At 69.0% G+C, this 20,917-nt stretch carries 17 protein-coding genes and 1 pseudogene; 8 read left to right on the top strand and 10 right to left on the bottom strand.

Features of this window, described 5'->3' with window-relative positions:
* Positions 1-116 precede the first annotated feature (116 nt).
* On the top strand, positions 117-2,261 hold the full coding sequence (locus AC1PMG_RS16080) for a tetratricopeptide repeat-containing diguanylate cyclase (RefSeq protein WP_481109549.1): 2,145 nt from the start codon (positions 117-119) through the stop codon (positions 2,259-2,261).
* A gap of 224 nt (positions 2,262-2,485) precedes the next feature.
* Here AC1PMG_RS16080 and AC1PMG_RS16075 read toward each other — a convergent pair whose 3' ends face one another.
* Entirely contained in the window at positions 2,486-2,947 is a 462-nt protein-coding gene (locus AC1PMG_RS16075; RefSeq protein WP_481109548.1) for a hypothetical protein, read from the bottom strand.
* 303 nt (positions 2,948-3,250) lie between these two features.
* Between AC1PMG_RS16075 and AC1PMG_RS16070 the strand changes: the two genes are divergently transcribed.
* A complete protein-coding gene (locus tag AC1PMG_RS16070) occupies positions 3,251-4,141 on the top strand; it encodes a restriction endonuclease (RefSeq protein ID WP_481109547.1) in 891 nt (296 codons plus the stop codon).
* Between the two features lie 406 nt (positions 4,142-4,547).
* Here AC1PMG_RS16070 and AC1PMG_RS16065 read toward each other — a convergent pair whose 3' ends face one another.
* From AC1PMG_RS16065 to AC1PMG_RS16050, 4 genes are all read right to left on the bottom strand, one after another.
* Positions 4,548-5,426, bottom strand: coding sequence for an XVIPCD domain-containing protein (locus AC1PMG_RS16065; protein ID WP_481109546.1), 879 nt, complete (start codon positions 5,424-5,426; stop codon positions 4,548-4,550).
* Positions 5,427-5,490: 64 nt separating this feature from the next.
* On the bottom strand, positions 5,491-5,913 hold the full coding sequence (locus tag AC1PMG_RS16060) for a hypothetical protein (protein WP_043092857.1): 423 nt from the start codon (positions 5,911-5,913) through the stop codon (positions 5,491-5,493).
* A 78-nt stretch (positions 5,914-5,991) separates the two neighbouring features.
* Complete coding sequence (locus AC1PMG_RS16055) at positions 5,992-6,252, bottom strand: hypothetical protein (RefSeq protein WP_267105021.1); 261 nt, start codon at positions 6,250-6,252, stop codon at positions 5,992-5,994.
* Between the two features lie 144 nt (positions 6,253-6,396).
* Positions 6,397-6,858, bottom strand: coding sequence for a GNAT family N-acetyltransferase (locus AC1PMG_RS16050; protein ID WP_481109545.1), 462 nt, complete (start codon positions 6,856-6,858; stop codon positions 6,397-6,399).
* Between the two features lie 227 nt (positions 6,859-7,085).
* Here AC1PMG_RS16050 and AC1PMG_RS16045 point away from each other — a divergent pair, with 227 nt between their 5' ends.
* On the top strand, positions 7,086-7,727 hold the full coding sequence (locus tag AC1PMG_RS16045) for an HD domain-containing protein (RefSeq protein ID WP_481109544.1): 642 nt from the start codon (positions 7,086-7,088) through the stop codon (positions 7,725-7,727).
* Between the two features lie 131 nt (positions 7,728-7,858).
* Positions 7,859-10,375: an excinuclease ABC subunit UvrA gene (locus tag AC1PMG_RS16040; protein WP_481109543.1), complete on the top strand. Its 2,517-nt coding sequence runs from the start codon at positions 7,859-7,861 to the stop codon at positions 10,373-10,375.
* A gap of 368 nt (positions 10,376-10,743) precedes the next feature.
* Here the strand turns inward: AC1PMG_RS16040 and AC1PMG_RS16035 are convergent, their stop codons facing one another.
* The 4 genes from AC1PMG_RS16035 to AC1PMG_RS16020 all read right to left on the bottom strand — a co-directional run bounded on the left by AC1PMG_RS16035 (position 10,744) and on the right by AC1PMG_RS16020 (position 15,475).
* Positions 10,744-11,622: an SDR family oxidoreductase gene (locus AC1PMG_RS16035; protein ID WP_481111690.1), complete on the bottom strand. Its 879-nt coding sequence runs from the start codon at positions 11,620-11,622 to the stop codon at positions 10,744-10,746.
* Positions 11,623-12,032: 410 nt separating this feature from the next.
* Positions 12,033-14,315: a glycoside hydrolase family 3 N-terminal domain-containing protein gene (locus AC1PMG_RS16030; RefSeq protein WP_481109542.1), complete on the bottom strand. Its 2,283-nt coding sequence runs from the start codon at positions 14,313-14,315 to the stop codon at positions 12,033-12,035.
* Between the two features lie 220 nt (positions 14,316-14,535).
* The gene (locus tag AC1PMG_RS16025) at positions 14,536-15,126 is read right to left on the bottom strand and encodes a hypothetical protein (RefSeq protein WP_481109541.1); all 591 of its coding nucleotides are present in this window, start codon (positions 15,124-15,126) and stop codon (positions 14,536-14,538) included.
* 133 nt (positions 15,127-15,259) lie between these two features.
* On the bottom strand, positions 15,260-15,475 hold the full coding sequence (locus tag AC1PMG_RS16020; RefSeq protein ID WP_481109540.1) for a DUF4291 family protein: 216 nt from the start codon (positions 15,473-15,475) through the stop codon (positions 15,260-15,262).
* Positions 15,476-15,863: 388 nt separating this feature from the next.
* On the opposite strand from AC1PMG_RS16020, the gene AC1PMG_RS16015 reads away from it, so the two are divergent.
* The 3 genes and pseudogenes from AC1PMG_RS16015 to AC1PMG_RS16005 all read left to right on the top strand — a co-directional run.
* The gene (locus AC1PMG_RS16015) at positions 15,864-17,249 is read left to right on the top strand and encodes a DUF763 domain-containing protein (RefSeq protein ID WP_481109539.1); all 1,386 of its coding nucleotides are present in this window, start codon (positions 15,864-15,866) and stop codon (positions 17,247-17,249) included.
* A gap of 359 nt (positions 17,250-17,608) precedes the next feature.
* Positions 17,609-18,142, top strand: coding sequence for a phosphatase PAP2 family protein (locus AC1PMG_RS16010; RefSeq protein WP_481109538.1), 534 nt, complete (start codon positions 17,609-17,611; stop codon positions 18,140-18,142).
* Between the two features lie 198 nt (positions 18,143-18,340).
* Positions 18,341-18,856, top strand: a pseudogene (locus AC1PMG_RS16005) (DUF6496 domain-containing protein); the annotation flags it as partial.
* 367 nt (positions 18,857-19,223) lie between these two features.
* On the opposite strand, the gene AC1PMG_RS16000 reads toward AC1PMG_RS16005, so the two are convergent.
* Complete coding sequence (locus AC1PMG_RS16000) at positions 19,224-19,574, bottom strand: nucleotide pyrophosphohydrolase (protein ID WP_017910143.1); 351 nt, start codon at positions 19,572-19,574, stop codon at positions 19,224-19,226.
* Positions 19,575-19,727: 153 nt separating this feature from the next.
* On the opposite strand from AC1PMG_RS16000, the gene AC1PMG_RS15995 reads away from it, so the two are divergent.
* Entirely contained in the window at positions 19,728-20,891 is a 1,164-nt protein-coding gene (locus AC1PMG_RS15995; protein WP_342074443.1) for a zinc-dependent alcohol dehydrogenase, read from the top strand.
* Positions 20,892-20,917: the final 26 nt, after the last annotated feature.

The raw sequence follows: 20,917 nt of genomic DNA, 5'->3' as shown, positions 1-20,917 counted from the left end.
GCATTCACGGATCCGGCGTGTGCTGCGGCATCTTGGGGAGAACGGCAGTGCGCAGTCGCTTGATCTTGCAGTCGCTCAGGATGCTGCTGTGTGGGAGTGTGCTGGTGTCGCCCGCGGTGGCACACACGGCCGCGATGCAGCGGTGCGCACCGGCGCAGGCGTTGCCGGCCTGCGTGGCGGCGATGCGTGCCGCAGACCCGGCGGCCGCGCTGCAGATGGGCATGCCGGCCTGGGACGCCGCGGCCGACAAGCAAGGCTCGATCGCGCTCGGCCTGGAACTGGTCGATGCGGCTGCCGCCGCAGGCCAGCCGAATAGGGTGGTCTCCATCGGCTCGGCGCTGCTCGCCCAGCCGTTGTCGTCGCAACAGCGCGTGCGCCTGTTCACGCAACTCAATGCCGAGATCTGGCGGCCGCGCGACGCGCTCCGCATCGCGCAGCTCGAAGGCGAGATGCAGCGGCTGGAAGCGGAACTGCCGCACGATCCGCACATCGCCGAGCTGTGGCGACTGCTGGCCCGCTCCTACTACAAGATGGGCGCGCAGGACGACGCCTTGCGGGTCGCCCGCATCGCATTGTCCAGAGTACGTCGGCATCCGGATCCGGTGGAGTACAAGGCCAACCAGACCGTGTTCCTGGTGTCGGCTCAGCAGGGGCGCATGCCCGATGCCATCGCCGCCCTGCTCGAGGCGGAGCGTGTGGTCAAGGCACTCGGCATGCCCGACGACGTCTCCATGCTGCACAACGCCACCGGCGTGTTCATCTATGCCCACGAATGGAAAAAGGCGATCGCCTACGGCCAGCGTGCGCTCGCTGCCTACGATGCGATGCCGTACAAGGACCTGACGCGTGCGGACATACTCAACAACCTGGGCACGGCCTATCAGGGCGCAAACGAACTGCAACGCTCCGAAGCGATCTACCGGCAGGCGTTGGCGGCGGGGCGTGCCGATGGCAAGACGTCGCTGATCGGATTGCTGAACAACCTGGGCAACGTGCTCGCGCTGCAGCATCGCCCGCGTGAGGCGTTGCCCTTGTTGCGCGAAGCGGCCGCGATGCTGGAGGGGGCGGCGCCAGGCGGCGACCATGGCGAGGGAGGCATCGTCTATTCCACGCTCGGCAACGTGCTGGCCGATCTCGGCCAACGCGACGCCGCGGCCGCCGCGTTCGAGCGCGCGCGGCAGATGTTCACGCAGTGGGACAACGTCCCTCGGCGGCTGGAACTGTACCCGCGCATGATCGACAACCTCGACGCACTCGGCCGCGACCGCGAGGCGCTTGCCCTCATGCGCGAGTACAAGGCGGTCAACGACAAGGCGGTGAACGTCGAATCCAAGACCCGGATCGCCGAGCTCGAATCGGCGGTGGACCTGGCGCGCAAGAACAGCGAACTGGCCGCACTTGCCCGCACCCGTGTCGCCGAACAGGTTGCGTATGCGCAACTGCAGGCGCGCGCGCAGCGCCAGCGCAGCGTGCTCTACGGTCTGCTGGCCGCACTGCTGGCGCTGGCCGGCTTTTTCCTGCTCAAGGTGCGCGAAGGTCGCGCGCGCCGGCGCATCAACGCGGAACTGGCGCGCAAGAACGAGGAGATCCAGGCGCAGCACCGCGAACTGGAACAACTCGCCGCCACCATCCGTCGCCAGAGCGAGGAAGACGCCCTCACCGGCCTGCGCAATCGCCGCTACGTCACCGCCTGGCTGCAGGCGCGCGAGGCCGCCGCGACGCCCGAGCGCACGCAGGAACCGCTGCTGATCGCCCTGCTGGACATCGACCACTTCAAACGCGTCAACGACCTGCACGGCCACGAAGGCGGCGACCACGCCTTGATACGACTGGGCGACCTGCTGCGCGAGTGTGCACGCAGCTCGGACATCATCGCCCGCTGGGGCGGCGAAGAATTCCTGTGGATCTGCCCCGGTGGCACCCTGGCCGACGCCCCACGCCTGTTCCGCCGCCTGCGCGAGCGCCTGCAGGCCGACCCACTGGTGCGCCCGACCGGCCGCATCGCCCTCACCGTGTCGATGGGCGTCAGCCTGTTCCCCGCACATCCCGGCGGGGACTGGCCACTGAGCCTGCGCATCGCCGACGCCGCCCTGTATCGCGCCAAGCATGCCGGCCGCGATCGTTGGGTGGGATTGACGCTGGACGGGGTGGCGGCCGATCCCGGCGCCGATGTGTCGCTGGAGACACTGGAGGCGGAGGGGCTGCTGCGGCAGAGTGGGGGTGATGGGGTGGTGTCTGTGGCGGGTCAGGTAGTGGTGTGAGGAGGTGATTCCAGCCCAGCGCAATGTTGGGCATATCGCGCTGAGCGGGGTCGGTGTCGCGTTTCTAGCCAGAGGCGTCGAGACGCGAGAAGGATGCCGATACTCGAATCATCTTTTTCCCTCATGGCTGTCAAGTCGCGACAGCATGGGTGAAGGCCACCAGTTCGCGCTCCTAGCTATGGCACGCAATCCTTGCGTCCGGTGAGTGCAAGACTGCGATGCACCTAGCTTGCTCGACCACGGAAACGGCTGCGCCCATAGCTCATGCTGCCGCTTGAGATCATGAAGCCGTCTTCTGGATCGAGCAGGTAGCGGTCGTGGACGTCGTATTGCATGAGTCCCACGATGCAGCCGAGCGCACGATCCAGCGCCTCCATCAGTGCAAGATGCTGCTGCATCACTTCTGGTATCTGCCCCTTCGAAGCGAGCAGTGTCTGAAAGCGCTGCGGATCGCTCATGGTGACCACGACTTCGGAGAGCGTCTCCTGGAGAGTGGCAAGGTCTGTGACAGCCCGTTGATGCAATGGGTGATCGCTACTCGGTAGCGCAGCAGACGACGCGGCTGTGACTTCCCAGGCAACGTTGGCCAATGAGGATGCCCAGTCCGGTGTGCCCGCGGAACGCGCCAGCCTCTCCACCGTCCGGCGCAGCCGGTCCACCGTTTCTTCTTGCAGTCCGCGGTCCATCGCATCCTCGCAATACATGGGCTGAATTGAGTCAGTAGGCGCAAAGGCGAGCCACTGAGACGAAGCTTGGCGGATCATAGCGCTAGAGGCGCCCGTGCGGTGCCCGACTGCAACACGTAGCTGCAAGGTTGAGGATCTTGTCGCCTATCTGTATCCGGATCCTCGTGACATGAGGGGGCAGCAGACGCTTCCGCTTCGACGGCGAACGTGTACGGCGAAGCCTGGCTGGAAGTTCGAGCGATGCGAAGGCAGCTATCATTGCACCTGCGCCCCGCGCCAACACACCGGAGACATGGAGAGCCGATGGCCAACATCACCAAGCGCCGCAAAGGCGAGCTGATCCGCATGCTGTTCCAGATCCTCAAGGCGCAGCCGGAGGGGATGCGCGCCAGCGACGCGCTGGAGGTGCTGGCGAAGCAGGTCACGATGACCGAGTACGAGGCAGGGGACTACCAGACCGGCGGCCGCCGTTTCGAGAAGATCGTGCGCTTCAGCACCGTAGCGCCGGTGAAGGCCGGTTGGATGGTCAAGGACAAGGGCATCTGGACGCTGACACCCGATGGCGAAGCTGCCTTGCATGCCTACCCCGACCCCGAACAGTTCACCCGCGCGGTCGGCCAGCTCTACCGCAAATGGAAGAGCGCCCAGCCCGACCCGATCGAGGACGAGGAGGGCGAGGAAGAACTCGGCGAAGGTTCGGCCACCATCACCCTGGAAGAAGCCGAGGAGATGGCCTGGACCGAGATCGAGGCGTACCTGGCGGCGATGCCGCCTTACGATTTCCAGGAACTGGTCGGCTCACTGCTGAAGGCAATGGGCTACCACGTCGCTTGGATCGCCCCGCCCGGCAAGGACGGCGGCACCGACATCATTGCCTACAACGACCCGCTCGGCACCCGGCCACCACGCATCAAGGTGCAGGTCAAGCGCAACGCCAACTCCCCGCGCATCGACGTGATGGGTCTGCGCAGCTTCATGGCCGTCCTTGGCGAGGGCGACGTGGGCCTGTTCGTGGCCCTGTCCGGCTTCACCAAGGACGCGGACTACGAGGCGCGGCAGTCGCATCGGCGCATCAGCCTGATCGATGCGCGCAAGCTACTGGGGCTATGGACGGCGCACTATGCGCAGCTCGACGACATCGCCCGGGCGCGTTTGCCGCTCAAGCCGGTGTGGTTTCTTGCTGGGGGTGAGTAAGGACGGATTTCGTACTCGGTCTTTTTTGCTTGGAGTGCCTGTTGTACTGGGCGGCTAGCTGGAAACCGGGGCCTACTTTAGGGGGTTGCTATGCACGTGAAACGTATAGATACGAGCTTCTGGTTTGAGCACCGTAACGGCGTCCGGCTGTACCCCTGCAGAGTAAAGCGCCGCGATACAGGTAGAGTGGCCTTTCGGGTTGCACAGCCGGTTACTGGCGCCAATCGAAATGTAAACCAGATCGAGTTGGGGGATGTAAGGGAAGTCTTCCATTACGTATTCGCTTTGGGTTACTCCGTTCGCATGAGTACGCTGGATTCAAGGCTCAATGGTCTCTACAGCAAAGACGGATACAGCATCGTCCGCACTTCTGAATCCTGAGTCGATGTTGCATCCAGCCTTGTGATTAGCCTTTGTGCGCGGCGGTGAGGCACGCCTTTGACATATGCGCATGCTGCTTGGTTGGATCGTTGGCAGGAAACCTGCGCGATGAAGATGCTTCGCCAGGGGCAGCGGTTGCGGTCTGCTGGCTGAGCGCGACCTGGTCGACGCTGCTGAAGTGGTGTTGCTTGGCCAGGGCGTACAGGCTGGCGCTGACGCGGTCGTTGTCGGCCGGGTTCAACTGGCCAGGGCCGTTGAGGCCTTGGACCTTGTCGCGGATCTGCTGCAGCAGCGTGTGATCGGGATGGTCGGCGCGCGTGGGATCGGCCGCGGGCGCGGGTGCGCGCTGCCGATCCTGTTCGTCCGGTGCGTGGTAGCGCAGTTCCTCGGTACGTTCCGGCGAGAGCATGCGGTTGCCGATGCCGGGTTCGAGGCGTCCACGGAAGCCCTGCACGGGCACGTCCATGAGTTCGCCGAAGGTGCGGTAGGCGGAGTTGCTGTTGACGGTCTCGCCGAAGACCTTGAAGCCATAGTTTGGGTAGTCGCGATCCTGTGCGTTGAGTTCCGGCACAGCGCGCACCGCGGTATTCCAGCGCTCCAGGATTTCGTTCTTGTCGCCTGTGGCCACCGTGCGCGCCGGCTGGTCGTCGCGGATGTAGGTGGTGCTGTCGACCTTCTCGCCGATGGAGCGGGCATAGTCAGGATCGTGCGGGTAGTGCCAGGCGCGCAGCGAGTGCCGGGTGGCGTCGGTGCCGATGGGGATGGCCTGGCCGGTCTGGCGGTCGGTGGCCAGGCCATGCAGTTCCGCCACGGCCTTGCCGTGTTCGTCGCGCAGCACCCAGAAGGCGTGGCCCGCGATGCCGATGACGCCGAGCGAGCGGGCTTCGATGGCGTAATGGGGCATGGTCGTGTCCTTCCTTGGTCGCTGTGATGGCGCCGGGATCAGAACCGCAGTGTCCTATTCGGGCTCACTGCGGCTGCGTGGCGACGCAGCGATCCAGTGCGGTCTTGAGATCCTGCATCGCCTGGTCGACGCCCAGGTCGACGAAATAGGCGCCGGCGCCCTTGAGGGCGAGCTTGGCCTGGCTGGCGCCCGGTGGACGCTCCAGGCGCAGGCGAAAGCCGCTGCGGTTCGTTTCGGGGAAGTCGCCCGATTCCAGGATGCCTTTGGCCGGATCTTCGCGGGTGACCTTGGGCCAGGAACTGCTGGTCTCCGACAGGGTGGCGATGCTGGATTCGGCGCAGTCGAACAGGCGCTGGTTGGGCAGGTCGGCCGGGACGCGCAGCACCGCCGAGGCCATGGGCGTCTTGCGGGCGGCGGCGGGCATGCTGCAGGCGCTGGCGACCAGCGCCAGGCCGGCGAATTGGGCGATGCGGTGCCATGGCGTCATGAGGACGTTCCTTGCAGAGGCGATGCCGAGCTTCCTGCTCGGCGCATGATGCCGGATCCGTCTTGGGCTGTTGCGCGGTCAGCGCCGTGCGCGACGCCAGGCGATCAGGGCCACGGCAGCCAGGGCGGCGACGGTGCCCACGGCGGCGACCTGCGCCGCGCGCTTGGCGCGTTGTTCGCGCAGGCGCAGTGCGTCGCCGCTGGCGTCGTCGGCGGACAGCGGCGAGCGGTACACGCTGTGCGCGGCGGCGCGGCCGGAGACGGCGGCGCGGCGTGCGGGTGGGGTCGGGGCACTGTCGGTAGCGGTGTCGTCCACGGCGTGGACGGTGTCGGTGATCATGGTGGGTTGCATCCTCGGCGCTGCGTTCATGCGTGTGTGTCGAGCGGGCGGTCGGTTGGTGGCTGACGCCCTATCTTTCCAAGCGCCACGTTAACGCGGCGCGGGGGAAAAGTAATGTGCAGGCGCGGCCACGTGGGCACCCGCTCAGCCGACCGGGCGGACCATCAGCAGCACGCGGCTGCCGTGGGAATCGGCTTCCTGCACGGGCTGCCAGCCGTGGCGGGCGTACAGGCCCCCGTCCAACTGCTCGGTCTGTAGGTACAGGGCGTCCAGGCCAAGGTCCGCGGCGTCGGCCAGGGCATGGGCGAGCAGGCGACCGGCGATGCCGCGCCCGCGATAGGCCTCGGCGACGTACATGCCGCCCAGCCAGTACGGGTATTGCGGGAAGGCGTCCATTTCCCGGTCTTTCAGCTGCACCACGGCGATCGGCTGGGCGCCATCGAAGGCGGCCAGCCGCCGCGGTAGGCCATGCGCATCCGGGGCACGCTGGAGTTGGCGCAGTTCGTCGTCCAGGGTGAAACCCGCCTCGCGGCCCCAGGCCGCGTGGTACCAGGCGGCGATCTGTGGCAGTTCCGGGGCGTGCTGGTCGAGATGACGGACGTCCATGTGTGCGGGCGTTGCGGTGGCGTGGGAGCAGGGAAGTGTAAGCGGGGAATGCGCTTGGATCAGGGCAGGGCTGCGCGGCAGCCTGCGTCCGTGCGTGTTGTCGGGCCGAGCATGCGCGCAACGGCCGCCGCACGCGGCTTGAACGGCGGCCACCTCCACTCGCGTCTCCACGCGCTCACGCCGGCAAGTTTGGCGATAATGCCGGCCTGTTCCGTCAGGATCGCCGCATGACCGCTCTCACCGAACGCTACGCGCGCGCCGTGGACTACGCGCGCATCGCCCACGCCGGCCAGTTCCGCAAGGGCGGCACGGTGCCGTATCTGAGCCACGTGCTGGGCGTGTCGACGCTGGTGCTGGAGGCCGGCGGCGACGAGGACCAGGCGATCGCGGCGCTGCTGCACGACGTGGTGGAGGATTGCGGTGCCGGCCATGAGGGCGTGATCCGCGCGCAGTTCGGCGAGGCGGTGGCCGACATGGTGATGGCCTGCACCGACGCCACGGCCGAGCGCAAGGCAGTGCCCGCGGACGTGCCGGCCAAACGCCGCGACTGGCGCATCCGCAAGCAGGCGTATCTGGCGCATCTGGCCGAGGCGCCGGATGCGGTGCTGCTGGTGTCGGCCTGCGACAAGCTCTACAACGCACGCAGCATCGTCGCCGATCTGGAAGATCCCGAGGTCGGTGCGGCAGTGTTCGAGCGCTTCACTGCCGGGCGCGACGGCACGTTGTGGTACTACCAGGCGCTGCATGCGATCTACGCCGAACGCGGCGTAGCGGTGCTGCGCGCGTTCGCCACTGCGGTGACGCGGATGCAGGCGCTGGCCGCGCGCGACGAGGATGCCGACACGCTGGCGGCGCCTGCGTTGAGCTGAGACCTGAGGCACCGGCGACGGTTCGCCTTCGCCGACGGCCGACCGAGCGTGCTGCATCGCGTCCGCCGCGACACGCCGATGTCAGCCGACCGGCTAAGCTTGCGCGCTCCTTCGCGTTGCCGGTCTTGCCCATGTCCACGCCTTCCGCTTTCGCCGCTTCCGGCTTCGTGCGCGTCCGTGGCGCGCGCGAGCACAACCTCAAGGACGTGGACGTCGAGCTGCCGCGCGATGCGCTGGTGGTGTTCACCGGCGTGTCCGGCTCCGGCAAGTCGTCGCTGGCGTTCGGTACGCTGTTCGCCGAGGCGCAGCGGCGTTACCTGGATTCGATCTCGCCGTATGCGCGGCGCCTGATCGACCAGGCCGGCGTGGCCGACGTGGACGCCATCGACGGCCTGCCGCCGGCGGTGGCGCTGCAGCAGCATCGCGGTGCGCCGAGCACGCGCTCGTCGGTGGGCAGCGTCACCACCATCTCCAACTCGCTGCGCATGCTGTATTCGCGTGCCGGCACCTATCCGCCGGGGCAGGACATCATCCACGCCGACGGCTTCTCGCCGAACACGCCGGCCGGCGCCTGCCCCACCTGCCATGGGCTGGGGCGCATCTACGACGCCACCGAGGCGTCGATGGTGCCGGACCGTTCGCTGAGCATCCGCGAGCGCGCGGTGGCGGCGTGGCCCCCGGCCTGGCACGGGCAGAACCTGCGCGACATCCTCACCACGCTTGGCCACGATGTCGACGTGCCGTGGGCGAAGCTGCCGAAGAAGACCCGCGACTGGATCCTGTACACCGACGAGCAACCGACCGCGCCGGTGTATCCCGGCTTCACCCTGGCCGAGACCCAGCGTGCGCTCAAGCGCAAGCAGGAGCCGGCGTACATGGGCACCTTCAGCAGCGCGCGCCGTTACGTGCTGCACACCTTCGCCAGCACCCAGAGCGCGCTGATCAAGAAGCGCGTGGCGCAGTACCTGATCAGCACCGCGTGCCCCAGTTGCGACGGCAAGCGGCTGCGCCGCGAGGCGCTGTCGGTGACCTTCGCCGGGCTGGACATCGGCGAACTGTCGCAGCGCCCGCTCGGCGAGGTGGCCGAGCTGCTGCGGCCCGCGGCCGAGGGCCGCATGCAGGGCCGTTCGCGACATCCGGAACAGGCGCTGGCCGCACAGCGCATCGCCCAGGACCTGCTGGCGCGGATCCAGGTGGTGGAGGCGCTGGGGCTGGGCTATCTGACCCTGGAACGCAGCACGCCGACGCTGTCGCCCGGCGAACTGCAGCGGCTGCGCCTGGCCACGCAGATCCGCTCACAGCTGTTCGGCGTGGTCTACGTGATGGACGAGCCGTCGGCGGGCCTGCATCCGGCCGACACGCAGGCGCTGCTGGGCGCGCTGGACCAGCTCAAGGGCGCGGGCAATTCGCTGTTCGTGGTCGAGCACGAGATCGACGTGATCCGCCATGCCGACTGGATCGTCGATGTCGGCCCCGGTGCAGGCGAGCATGGCGGGCAGGTGCTGTACAGCGGTCCGCCGGCGGGACTGGCACAGGTGCAGGCCTCGTCCACGCGCCGCTATCTGTTCGCCACGCCGCAGGCCGCCGCGCAGGCGCCGCTCACGCCGGAGGGCTGGCTGCAGTTGCGCGAGGTCAGCCGCAACAACGTGGTCGCGCTGGACGTGGACATCCCGCTGGGTGTGTTCACCACCGTCACCGGCGTGTCCGGCTCGGGCAAGTCCTCGCTGGTCAGCCAGGCGCTGGTGGAGTTGCTGGGCACGCAACTGGGCCAGGCGCCGGCCGAGGCGGAGGAGGAACTGGATCCGCTGGAGCGCGGCGCGCGCGTCGCCACCGATGGCTACATCGCCGGCGGCCTGGAACACGTGCGGCGATTGGTGCAGGTGGACCAGGCGCCGATCGGGCGCACCCCGCGCTCCAACCTGGCCACCTACACCGGCCTGTTCGACCACGTGCGCAAGCGCTTCGCGGCCACGCCGGCAGCGCGCAAGCGCAAGTACGACGCCGGGCGTTTTTCGTTCAACGTCGCCAAGGGGCGCTGCGAGACGTGCGAAGGCGAGGGGGCGGTGAGCGTGGAACTGCTGTTCATGCCTAGCGTGTATGCGCCGTGCCCGACCTGCCATGGTGCGCGCTACAACGCCAAGACGCTGGAGATCGAGCTGCACGGCCGCAACATCGCGCAGGTGCTACGGATGACGGTAGCGGAGGCCTTGGATTTCTTCGCCGACGATATGCCGATCGCGCGGCCGCTGCAGGTGCTGATGGAGGTGGGACTTGGCTATCTACGCCTGGGCCAGCCGGCCACCGAACTGTCCGGCGGCGAGGCGCAGCGCATCAAGCTGGCCAGCGAGCTGCAGCGCGCGCAGCGCCGCGGCACCGTGTACGTGCTGGACGAACCCACCACCGGTCTGCATCCGGCCGACGTGGACACGCTGCTGCGGCAATTGCACGGGCTGGTGGAGGCGGGCAACACCGTGGTGGCGGTGGAGCACGACATGCGCGTGGCCGCGGCCAGCGACTGGATCATCGACATGGGGCCAGGCGCGGGTGGGGCGGGGGGCAAGGTCGTGGCGGCGGGCGTGCCGGGCGTGGTGGCGCAGCAGGCCGACAGTCGAACCGCGCCGTTCCTTGCGGCGGAATTGGCAGGATGATCGGGCTGCGGCATGGGGCATTGCACGCGTGTCGCCTGGCCTAAATCCACATAGGAGCGGCTTCAGCCGCGACAGGCGTTCCCAGGAGTGCCTGTAGCCGCTGAAGCCGCTCCTACGATCGCCTGACGGCCTGGCGGCGAATCAACCAAGGCCGTCGTGGCGGGTGTGCCGGGTGTGGTGGCGCAGCAGGCCGACAGTCGAACCGCGCCGTCACTGGCGGCGGAGTTGGCGGAGTGATCGGACGGTGACATTGCACGCTTTCTGCCTTGGATAAACCCACGTAGGAGCGGCTTCAGCCGCGACGGGCTGTCGCAGGAATGCCCGTCGCGGCGGAAGCCGCTCCTACAGCCGCATGACGTGACGGCGAATCAACCCACGTTGCCGCGTCCGCCGACGCTGCTGAACACGCTGCCGGTGGTGAAGCTGGATTCCTGCGAGGCCAGCAGCACGTAGATCGGCGCGATCTCCGCCGGTTGCCCGGGGCGGCCGGTGGGGCCGTCGGCGCCGAAGGTCTTGAGCTTGTCCATGAACTGCCCCCCGCTGGGCTGCAGCGGCGTCCAGTAAGGCCCCGGTGCGACCGCGTTGACGCGGATGCCCTTGGGCGCCAACTGCTTGGCCAGGCTCTTGGTGAAGCTGACGATGCCGCCCTTGGTGGTGGCGTAATCGAGCAGCGACTCGGGTGGGTCGTCGGCGACGATGGAGGTGGTGTTGATGATCGCCGCACCCGCCGGCAGGTGCGGCAGGGCGGCGCGGGTCACCCAGAACAGCGCGTAGAGGTTGGTCTTGAGGGTGTCGTCCAGTTGCTGGTCGTCGATGTCCAGCAGCGATGTCTGCGCCGTCTGTCGCGCGGCGTTGTTGACCAGGAGGTCCAGGCCGCCGAGTTGCTGCACCGCCTGCGCGACGAGTCGTTTGCAGAATGCGGCGTCGCGCAGGTCGCCGGGGATGGCCACGGCCTTGCGCCCGGCCGCACGGATCAGCGCGACCACCTCGCGCGCGTCCGATTCTTCCTGCGGCATGTAGTTGATCGCCACGTCCGCGCCTTCGCGGGCGAAGGCGATCGCCGCGGCGCGGCCGATGCCCGAGTCGCCCCCGGTGATCAGCGCCTTGCGCCCGGTGAGGCGGCCGGAGCCGACGTAGCTGCGCTCGCCATGGTCGGGCACCGGCACCATCTTCGAGGCCAGGCCCGGCCATTCCTGTTTCGGCGTGTCGAACGGCGGCCGCGGGTACTGCGTGCGCGGGTTCTGCATCGGCGGGCGGGCGGCGCCGGTCGCAGCGGCGGGTTGCGCGCTGGCGCCGGCGGACATCGCCAGTGCGCCGCCAGCGGCCAGGCCGCTGCCGAGGGCGCCGAGCGCGCGGCGGCGGCCGGCGGAGTGGTCGGGATCGTGGTCGTGCATGGCGCGGCTCCTGGCGTGGGGGAAGGCGCGGCGGTGCGCATCGCAAGCGCCGCCGGTGCGGCATCGTCTGCGGATGCGACGCAAGGATCTGGCGCGCGCGATGCGCGACATCGCTGCAGACGACATTCCCATCTGAGCGCCGTGCGCGGCAGCACCACGTGAGCGCGCAGTGCCGCCGACGTGAAACGCCGCCCGCGTTGGCCACGCGCCTGCCGCGGTGGCGACAGCGTGGCCGCCACCGCCAGCGGCTGCCGATGCGGCGATCAGCCCAGCAGTTCGAAGCTGGCCGTCAGCCCCGGTGCCTGCGCCGAGGGCGCTACCCACAGATCGAACTGGCCCGGTTCCACCGTCGGCTTGAGCGCCTGGCCGACGAACAGCAGATCCTCGCGGCGCAGGACGAACTCCACGCTGGCGCTGCCGCCGGCCGGCACCGCGACCTTGCGGAAATCCTTCAGTTCGCGCACCGGGCGGGTGATGCTGGCGCTGCGGTCGCGGACATACAGTTGCACCACTTCCTCGGCGTCTCGGTGGCCGCGGTTGTGGATGCGTGCGGCGATCTTCAGCGTGCCGCCGGCGGCCAGCCGCGACGTGCTCAAGGTCAGTTCGCCGTACTCGATGCGGCCATAGGTCAGGCCGTGGCCGAACGGGAACAGCGCGGTGTTGGAGATCGTGCGGTAGTGGGTGGTGAACGGCGTCAGCGCGTTCGGGCGCGGATCCGGGCGACCGGTGGGCTTGTGCGCGTAGTAGTACGGCGACTGCCCGGATTCGTGCGGGAAGCTCACCGGCAGGCGCCCGGAGGGGCCGTGCACGCCGAACAGGATGTCGGCCAGCGCCGGGCCGGAGGCCGAGCCGAGGAACCAACTGACCAGGATCGCCGGCGCGTCCAGCACCGCGCCGTCGAGCACCAGCGCACGGCCATTGCTGAGCACCACCACCACCGGCGTGCCGGTGGCCGCCACCGCGGCCAGCAGCGACTGCTGCGCGCCGGGAATGCTGATGTCGGTGCGCGACTGCGCTTCGCCGGAGTAGCGCAGCGGTTCGCCGATGGCCAGGATCGCCACGTCGGCGGCGGTCGCCGCGGCGACCGCCGCCTGCACGCCGCCCGGCAATGCGTGTTCGAACGCGCAGCCTTCCACCACCTGCAACGCGGCCGGATCGGCCAGTTGCGCGCGCAGGGCCGTGGCCAGGTCGTTGCCGCTGTCGTCGCCGCCGAACAGCGTCCACGGTCCGGCGCTCTCCACCCAGTTGCTGGCCATCGGCCCGATCAGCGCGATGCGCTGGCCTTGGCGCTTGAGCGGCAGCAGCTCGCCCTCGTTCTTGAGCAGCACCACCGATTTGCGCGCCGCCTCATGCGCCAGCGCCAGCGTCTCCGGACGCCGCTGCCGCGCCTGCGCGCGCTCGGGCACGATGCGCAGGAACGGGTCGTCGAACAGGCCCAGCGCGGCCTTGAAGCGCAGCACGCGGCGCACCGCGTCGTCCAGCCGCGCCATCGGCACCGCACCGTCGGCGACCAGGCCGGGCAGGTGCTGCAGGTACAGCCCGCTCTGCATGCTGATGTCCACGCCGGCCAGGAACGCCAGCCGCGCCGCGTCGCGCGCATCGCGGGCGTAGCCGTGCGCGACCAGTTCCAGGTCGCCGGTGTAGTCGGAGACGACCAGGCCGCTGTAGTTCCACTCGCCGCGCAGCACCTGGCTGAGCAGCCAGGTGTTGGCGGTGGCCGGCACGCCGGACAGCTCGTTGAAGGAGGCCATGGTGGTCACCGCGCCGGCGCCGAAGGCGGCCTGGAACGGCGGGAAATACACCTCGCGCAGGGTGCGCTCGGAGATGTCGACGGTGTTGTAGTCCAGGCCGGCCTCGGCCGCGCCGTAGGCGGCGAAGTGCTTGGCGCAGGCGGCCAGCGCATCGGCATGGTCGATGCCCTCGCCCTGGAAGCCGCGCACGCGCGCCTCGGCGAAGCGCCGGCCCAGCAGCACGTCCTCGCCGCTGCCTTCCACGCCGCGGCCCCAGCGTGCATCGCGGGCGATGTCGACCATCGGCGCGAAGGTCCAGTCGATGCCGACCGCGCTGGCCTCCAGCGCGGCGGCACGCGCGGTGCGTTGCGCCAGCTCCGGCTCGAAGCTGGCGGCTTCGCCCAGCGGCACCGGGAACACGGTGGTGAAGCCGTGGATCACGTCGGCGGCGAACAGCATCGGGATCTTCAGCCGGCTCTCCAGCGCGGCCTGCTGCAGTTGCTGGTGCCAGCGCACGTTGGAGCCGTTGAAGATGCCGGTCAGGCGTCCGGCGCGCGCCGCGGCCAACTGGCCCTCGGCGGTGGGGCGCACGTTGACCGGATTGGCGGCGGCCGCCGCATCGGTCTGCTGCGCCGAACCGAACAGGGTCAGCTGCCCGGCCTTCTCTTCCGGCGTCATCCGCGCGATCAGCGCATCGATGAAGGCCGGCGTCTTCGCCGGCGTGCGCGGCAGGGCCAGGCCCATCGGCACGTGCGACAGCAACGCGAACGAACCGGCGCCGAGCAACAGCCCGCGCCGCGTGGTACGAAACGTCATCGGCAAATCCCCCTGTTTGGGCCCCGATGGTCACGCTACCTCATCAGGAGCGGGAAGTTGTGATGCGGTGCACGATAATCGTGGGTCGGCAGGCGCGCTCCCTGGAACATCACCGTGCATCCGCGTGATCGCGATGGGGCGACCGGCAGGGGGCGATGCCGTCGCCAACGTGGGCGTAGACGTCGCGCTTGGCGCAGCCGCGCCCTGCTTGCTCAGCCCGCTACCAATCCAGCGTTTCCAGAAAGCGCGCGGCCTCGACGTCGCTGCCCAGGTAGGCGGCCAGCGACGCGGCGACCGCGTTGTGGGCAGTGGCGCACAGCGCGGCGCTGTCGTCGAATGCGGCATCGCCGAGTTCGGCCATGGTGTTGGCCATGGTCGCCAGGCCACCGAATGCGATCTCCAGGCTGGCGGCCAGCGGTCGGGGGCGCCATGTGCCGGCCCCGTGGAACGCGAACAGCACGCCGCCGCTGGCGGTGTCGAGGATGACAGGGTCCGCGCCCTGGTCCGCGATCACCAGCCAGTGGTCGCGCCAGGCGGCTATGGGCTTGCCGTCGATCGCGTTCCAGCGGTAGCCGGCCTGCAGCGCCCACAGCTTGCACAACGCGGGAATGTCGAGCGGGTTGCCGCCGAGTTGCAGCGACAGGCCGGTGGGGCCGGCCGTGGCGTCGCGGATGTCGCCCCATGGCCCCACCTGCGCATAGAAGTCGGCGAGCGCCTGTGGCAGCGGCAGCGTGCCCTGCCAGTCGGATGCAGGTTGCGGACGCAGTTCGCCCCAGGAGGCGAGCAGCGTGCGGAGGGCGGCGTAGGACATCGGGCGTGTGGCGACAGTCGACCTGAGGGGCATTATGCCCGGCGCGTGTCGCGCGCCGTGTGCGTGATGCCGTGCCGGCAGTGCCTGCGTAGTGGAAGCAGGCGCGTGGCAGCCGGATCGCCAGGATCCGCTCCTACGCTTGCTTCTGCGCGCAACCGGCGCGGTACATCATCCACAGTAAACTCGGCTTGATCCAGCTCATCCGGTCGTAGCTGAACTCGCCGCCGAAGCGCCGGTGGTCCAAGGCGAACTGTGCAATCGCAGGGCGATGCACCTGGTAGACATCGATCGAATCGGTGTCGAAGCACGACAGGATGTGACGGCCCTGGCGCGGCCAGCTGAGCTGCAAGGCAGCGTAAGGAACAGGATGCGGCGTCGCGCAGCCTACGTCGTCGCAGCGACGTCGTCGGTCCGCTGCCGCGCGATGCGTTCGCCTGGACCGGGACGCAAGCCATAACACGTTCTGTCAGGGCTGAAGCCTCGATGGCAGGCGCGGTTGCGCGGAGGTGCTTGCCTCCGTAAGAGCGGCGCTGACTCCCTTGGGGATCCAGTTGCCCGTCGGCGTCGTCGAAAGGCATGCGCTGCGGGACACGCAACGAGCAGGGCCGATCCATGCAGCGCCCTGGGTGCTTTCGCGCGTGCGGCCGCACTGAATCACTCAGCCTGCGCTCGCCTCCAGACTCGCGCGCTGAGACCCGCACTGGCTACCCTGGTGCACCCCGTTCCTCGGAGCCCCCATGAGCCGACGTTCCGGCAGCGCCGATCTGCCCCTGCATGGCGGTCGCGTGCCGCACTGGCTGGGCGCGCGCATGACCCGGCTCGGCGCGGTGATGTGCCAGGCCATCGTGCACAGCTACGGCCGCGACGAATTGCTGCGGCGCCTGGCGCATCCGTTCTGGTTCCAGTCGCTGGGGGCGGTGATGGGCATGGACTGGCATTCCTCCGGCATCACCACCAGCGTGCTGGGCGCGCTCAAGCGCGGCCTGGCGCCGCTGTCCGGCGAACTGGGCATCCACGTGTGCGGCGGCCGCGGGCGGCATTCGCGGGCCACGCCGGACGAGCTGCAGGCGGTGGGCGAGCGCACCGGTCTGGACGGCGCGGACCTGGCGCGGGTCAGCCGCCTGGTGGCCAAGGTCGACAGTGCCGCGGTGCAGGACGGCTTCGACCTGTACCTGCACGGCTTCATCGTCAGCGACGACGGGCGCTGGGTGGTGGTGCAGCAGGGCATGCACGGCGCGCGCAAGCAGGCACGCCGCTACCACTGGCTGTCGGAAGGCCTGAGCAGCTTCGTCGATGCGCCGCATGCGGCGATCGACGGCCCGCGGCAGGGACGCATCGTCAATCTCGCCGATCATCGCGCCGCCGCCGCGCGTGCGGCGCAGGTGGAGCTGCTGCAGACGCTGGCACCGGAGCGCATCGCCCGCGAATACGCCGCGCTGGAGGCCGCGCGGACGCCGGCATCGGCCGCCGCGGCGCCGACCCACGCCGCGCAGGGGCGGGGCGCCGCTGCGCAGGCCACCGATGCGCTGTTCGCGGAGACCGGCGACCTGTTCGCGCCGGTGGCCGCCACGGTGCCCGAGCGCCGGCCGGCCGACCTGCCGCATCTGTCGCTGCCCGACCACCACGACGTGCGCGGCAGCGACATCGTGGTGCGGCGCCTGCACGGTGCGCTGGCCGCCGCCGCCGAATGCGGCCCGCGCGATTTCGCCGACCTGCTGCAGGTGCCGGGCGTCGGCGCGCGCACGGTGCGCGCGCTGGCGCTGGTGGCCGAGGTGCTGCACGGCGCGCCGTGCCGTTTCAGCGATCCGGCACGGTTCTCGCTGGCCCATGGCGGCAAGGACCGGCATCCGTTCCCCGTGCCGACGCGGGTCTACGACCACACCATCGGCGTGCTCAAGACCGCGGTGGCGCAGGCCAAGCTGGGCCGCGAAGAGAAACTGGACGCGATCCGCCGCCTGGACGCGCAGGCGCGCTTGCTGGAACCGACCGCACGCGGTCCGTCGGTGGAGGACTACATCGCCGAGGAACGCGCGCAGTCGCACGCCTATGGCGGGCGCAGTGTGTTCGGCTGGGAGCCGGCGCCGCAGGCGGTCGCAGTGGGGCGCGCCGCACGCGCGAGCTGAAAAGCGCGTGCGTGCGTTGCCTACGCTGCACGCGAACAGATGCAGGCTTTCGTGCAGAAGCGGCGTCAGGGCGCCTTTGATGGCTTCGAGACGTGTGCTGTAGGAGCGGCTTCAGCCGCGATGGGCGTTCCCTGTAAAGCCCGTCGCGGCTGAAGCCGCTCCTATCAGGGGCTTGCTGTGGCTCAGGGGGCTGCCGGCACGCGCGGGGCGGCGGCTGGATCCGTGGCCGCGCTTGCGCCTCCGTCGCGCGCTGCGCACCACGATCTTCCCGTTCGAGCGATCGCCCGTATCATGGCCGCCCCGGCGCACGGCGTCGGTGGCTCCGAACGACGCGTACGCCGAAGGACGTTTTCCCCAGCATGTGGTCTGCCATCAGCAACTTCGGCGACGCGGCGATGACGCTGCCGCTGGCGCTCGTCTGCGCGCTGTGGCTGGCCTTGGGGAGTGATGGATGGCGCGCCGCGGCGACGTGGCTTGGCCTGCTGGCGAGCGCCGCGGCCCTGGTCGGGGCGACCAAGATTCTCTACGCCGGCTGTGGGGTGGAACTGCGCGCGCTGCAGTTCCGGGTGATCAGTGGACACACCATGCTCGCCGCCTGCGTATGGCCGATGGCCTGCATGCTGTGCCTGCGCGCCCGTCCGCGGCCGCGGCTGGCGATCGCCTGCGGGTTCGCCATCGCCAGTGTGATCGCCATTGCCCGCGTTTACGCGCGTGCGCACAGCCTGTCCGAGGTCGCGGCCGGTGTGGTGGTCGGGGCGGCGACGACGGCGTGCTATCTGCAGTGGCGCGGTGCGCCGCAACGGCGTGCTATCTGCAGTGGCGCGGTGCGCCGCAGCTGCCTGCGCGCCTGCGCAGGTACGCCATCGTGTCGGTGGTCCTGGTCGGCGCGTTGATGTACGGACGACACGCGCCGATCCAGCATGCCATCCAGACCTATTCGCCGGCGTTGTGCGGTCGCGACAGCTGATTGCGCCGTCTTCCGCGTGCAGGCATATGCACGCGCGCTTCGCCTGTCGTATGCCTGCTCTTGACCTGCGCGTTGCTACACCCGGAGCCGATGGCCGTCGTGGCCGCTTTCAGGAGATGTATCGATGCCGGAGCAATCCACCTCCACCCGTGCGCGCCGTGCCAAGCGCGAAGGCAAGGCTGGCACGACCCAGGCCGGCGAATTCGTGCGCGAGGAAATCGACCGCGTGCGCGAGGGCAAGACCCAGGTGAAGTCGACCAAGCAGGCGATCGCCATCGGCCTGTCCAAGGCGCGCCGCGCCGGGGTCAAGACCGGCGCGTCGAAGACGGCGTCGAAAGACACCAAGAAGAAGGTTGCGCAGGAAGAGGCCAAGGGCGGCAAGCAGGCCAAGCCGTCGCCAACGCGCTCGCGCGGCGCCAAGAAGGCGCTGAAGACCGCCAGCAAGGGCAAGAACGCAACGCAGACGGTGGGCAGCGAGGCGCTGTCGACGCAGACCAAGCGCGCGGCGAAGAAGCGCAGTGCCAGCAGCCGCTCGGCCGCGGCGAAGAAGGCCGCGCAGACCAAGGGCGCGACGGTGCGCAAAAACGCAGCCAAGAAGGCCGCGAAGACCCGGGCAAAGCAGGCCGGTACGCGGACGGCTGCCGCGAAGAAGCGCACGGCGAAGACCGCCTCGGCCAGGAAGACGCCGGCCAAGAAGGCCGCGAGCAAGAAGGTGGCGAGCAAGACTTCTTCGGCAAAGAAAACTGCGACGAAGAAGGCGGCATCGAAGAAGACAGCGCCCAGGAAGACAGCGTCGAAAAAGTCGACGGCGAAGACCTCGGTCGCCAGGAAGACACCAGCGAAGAAGAGCGCATCCAGCAGGCGCACGACCAGCAAGCGCGCAGGCAAGACGTCGTCCGCGCGCACACGCAGTTCGCGCTCGAGCGGCTAGTCGCTCCATGGCGCGCGGCGGCGGATGCCACCGCCGCGCGTCGACGCATCCGCGATCGGCGCGACTCGCCGGGGTCTTACAGCTCGGTGTACTTGGTGATGCGGCCCTTGGCGCGCTCCACCGGATACTTGGCGGCGTTGGCCAGCATCTTGCGCTGCGCGGCGTCGATCGGATCGATCTCCAGCTTGTCGCACAACTGCACCAGATACAGCAGCACGTCGGCGATCTCGCTGCCGACCTGCTGCTTTTTTTCTGCAGACAACTGCCGACTCTGCGCATCGTCCAGCCACTGGAAATGCTCCAGCAATTCCGCCGCTTCCACCGACAGCGCCGCGGCGAGATTGCGCGGACTGTGGAACTGACCCCAGTCGCGGGCGTCGGCGAAGGCGCGCTGGGCGGCCTGCAGGTCGTGGAGGCTGTCGGGCATGGCATCGGCTCGCAGTGGGGACGGCGCATGGTAAAGCAGCGACCATGCGCGCAGGCACTGGTCGCGACATCGGACTCACGGCGTGGTCACCGACGATGCACGGCATCGGCGGCGACACTGCGGGCACGTGTTCGCAGACGAAAGGACCTACCCATGCAAGCTCTGACCTATCACGGCACCCGGGACGTGCGCGTGGAAACCGTTCCCGACCCGGTGCTGGTCGAAACCGACGACATCATCCTGCGCGTCACCGCCACCGCGATCTGCGGCTCGGACCTGCACCTGTATCGCGGCAAGATCCCCGACCTGCACACCGGCGATGTGCTTGGGCACGAGTTCATGGGTGTGGTGGAAGAAGTCGGCTCGGACGTGCAGCGGGTGAAGAAGGGCGACCGCGTGGTGATCCCGTTCGTGATCGCCTGCGGCGAGTGCTTCCATTGCCGCCTCACCGAATACGCCGCCTGCGAGACCACCAACACCGGCAAGGGCGCGGCGCTGAACCAGAAGGGCATCCGCCCGCCGGCGGCACTGTTCGGCTACAGCCATCTGTACGGCGGCGTGGCCGGTGGCCAGGCGGAGTACGTGCGCGTGCCCAAGGCCAATGTCGGCCCGTTGGTGGTGCCGGACGTGTTGCACGACGAGCAGGTGCTGTTCCTGTCCGACATCCTGCCCACCGGCTACCAGGCCGCGGTCAACGCGGGCGTGCGTCAGGGCAGTACCGTCGCGATCTTCGGCGCCGGCCCGGTCGGGCTGATGACCGCCGCCTGCTGCCGCATGCTCGGCGCCGAGCGGATCTTCATGGTCGATCGCTATCCGTACCGGCTCGACTTCGCCCAGCGCACCTACGGGGTGATTCCGCTGAACTTCGAGGAGATCGACGATCCGGCCGACATCATCGTCGGCCAGACCGACGGGCGTGGCGTGGACGCCAGCATCGACGCGGTCGGCTTCGAGGCCAAGGGCAGCACGGTGGAGACGGTGATGGCCACGCTGAAGCTGGAAGGCAGCAGCGGCACGGCGCTGCGCCAGTGTATTGCCGCCACCCGTCGCGGCGGTACCGTCAGCGTGCCGGGCGTGTACGCCGGCTTCATCCACGGCTTCCTGTTCGGCGACGCCTTCGACAAGGGGCTGAGCTTCAAGATGGGCCAGACCCATGTGCAGCGCTTCATGCCCGAACTGCTGGAGCACATCGGCGAGGGCCGGCTGCGGCCCAACGAGATCATCACCCACCGCCTGAGCCTGGCCGAGGCCGCGCAGGGGTATTCGATCTTCGACAAGAAGGAGCAGGACTGCCGCAAGGTGATCCTGACGCCGTGACCGTGGTGTGGCCGGGTGTCCCATGG

It is taken from the genome of Xanthomonas sp. NCPPB 2250 (genome assembly GCF_056725265.1).
Note: the sequence above shows the minus strand (reverse complement) of the source record. Positions and strands in the feature narration are given on the sequence as shown.

Bases quoted from the DNA above. Each gene is read 5' to 3' on its own strand.
- AC1PMG_RS16075 (WP_481109548.1), bottom strand. From the start codon at position 2,947: ATGGACCGCGGACTGCAAGAAGAAACGGTGGACCGGCTGCGCCGGACG.
- AC1PMG_RS16070 (WP_481109547.1), top strand. From the start codon at position 3,251: ATGGCCAACATCACCAAGCGCCGCAAAGGCGAGCTGATCCGCATGCTG.
- AC1PMG_RS16065 (WP_481109546.1), bottom strand. From the start codon at position 5,426: ATGCCCCATTACGCCATCGAAGCCCGCTCGCTCGGCGTCATCGGCATC.
- AC1PMG_RS16060 (WP_043092857.1), bottom strand. From the start codon at position 5,913: ATGACGCCATGGCACCGCATCGCCCAATTCGCCGGCCTGGCGCTGGTC.
- AC1PMG_RS16055 (WP_267105021.1), bottom strand. From the start codon at position 6,252: ATGATCACCGACACCGTCCACGCCGTGGACGACACCGCTACCGACAGT.
- AC1PMG_RS16050 (WP_481109545.1), bottom strand. From the start codon at position 6,858: ATGGACGTCCGTCATCTCGACCAGCACGCCCCGGAACTGCCACAGATC.
- AC1PMG_RS16045 (WP_481109544.1), top strand. From the start codon at position 7,086: ATGACCGCTCTCACCGAACGCTACGCGCGCGCCGTGGACTACGCGCGC.
- AC1PMG_RS16040 (WP_481109543.1), top strand. From the start codon at position 7,859: ATGTCCACGCCTTCCGCTTTCGCCGCTTCCGGCTTCGTGCGCGTCCGT.
- AC1PMG_RS16035 (WP_481111690.1), bottom strand. From the start codon at position 11,622: ATGCAGAACCCGCGCACGCAGTACCCGCGGCCGCCGTTCGACACGCCG.
- AC1PMG_RS16030 (WP_481109542.1), bottom strand. From the start codon at position 14,315: ATGACGTTTCGTACCACGCGGCGCGGGCTGTTGCTCGGCGCCGGTTCG.
- AC1PMG_RS16025 (WP_481109541.1), bottom strand. From the start codon at position 15,126: ATGTCCTACGCCGCCCTCCGCACGCTGCTCGCCTCCTGGGGCGAACTG.
- AC1PMG_RS16015 (WP_481109539.1), top strand. From the start codon at position 15,864: ATGAGCCGACGTTCCGGCAGCGCCGATCTGCCCCTGCATGGCGGTCGC.
- AC1PMG_RS16010 (WP_481109538.1), top strand. From the start codon at position 17,609: ATGTGGTCTGCCATCAGCAACTTCGGCGACGCGGCGATGACGCTGCCG.
- AC1PMG_RS16000 (WP_017910143.1), bottom strand. From the start codon at position 19,574: ATGCCCGACAGCCTCCACGACCTGCAGGCCGCCCAGCGCGCCTTCGCC.
- AC1PMG_RS15995 (WP_342074443.1), top strand. From the start codon at position 19,728: ATGCAAGCTCTGACCTATCACGGCACCCGGGACGTGCGCGTGGAAACC.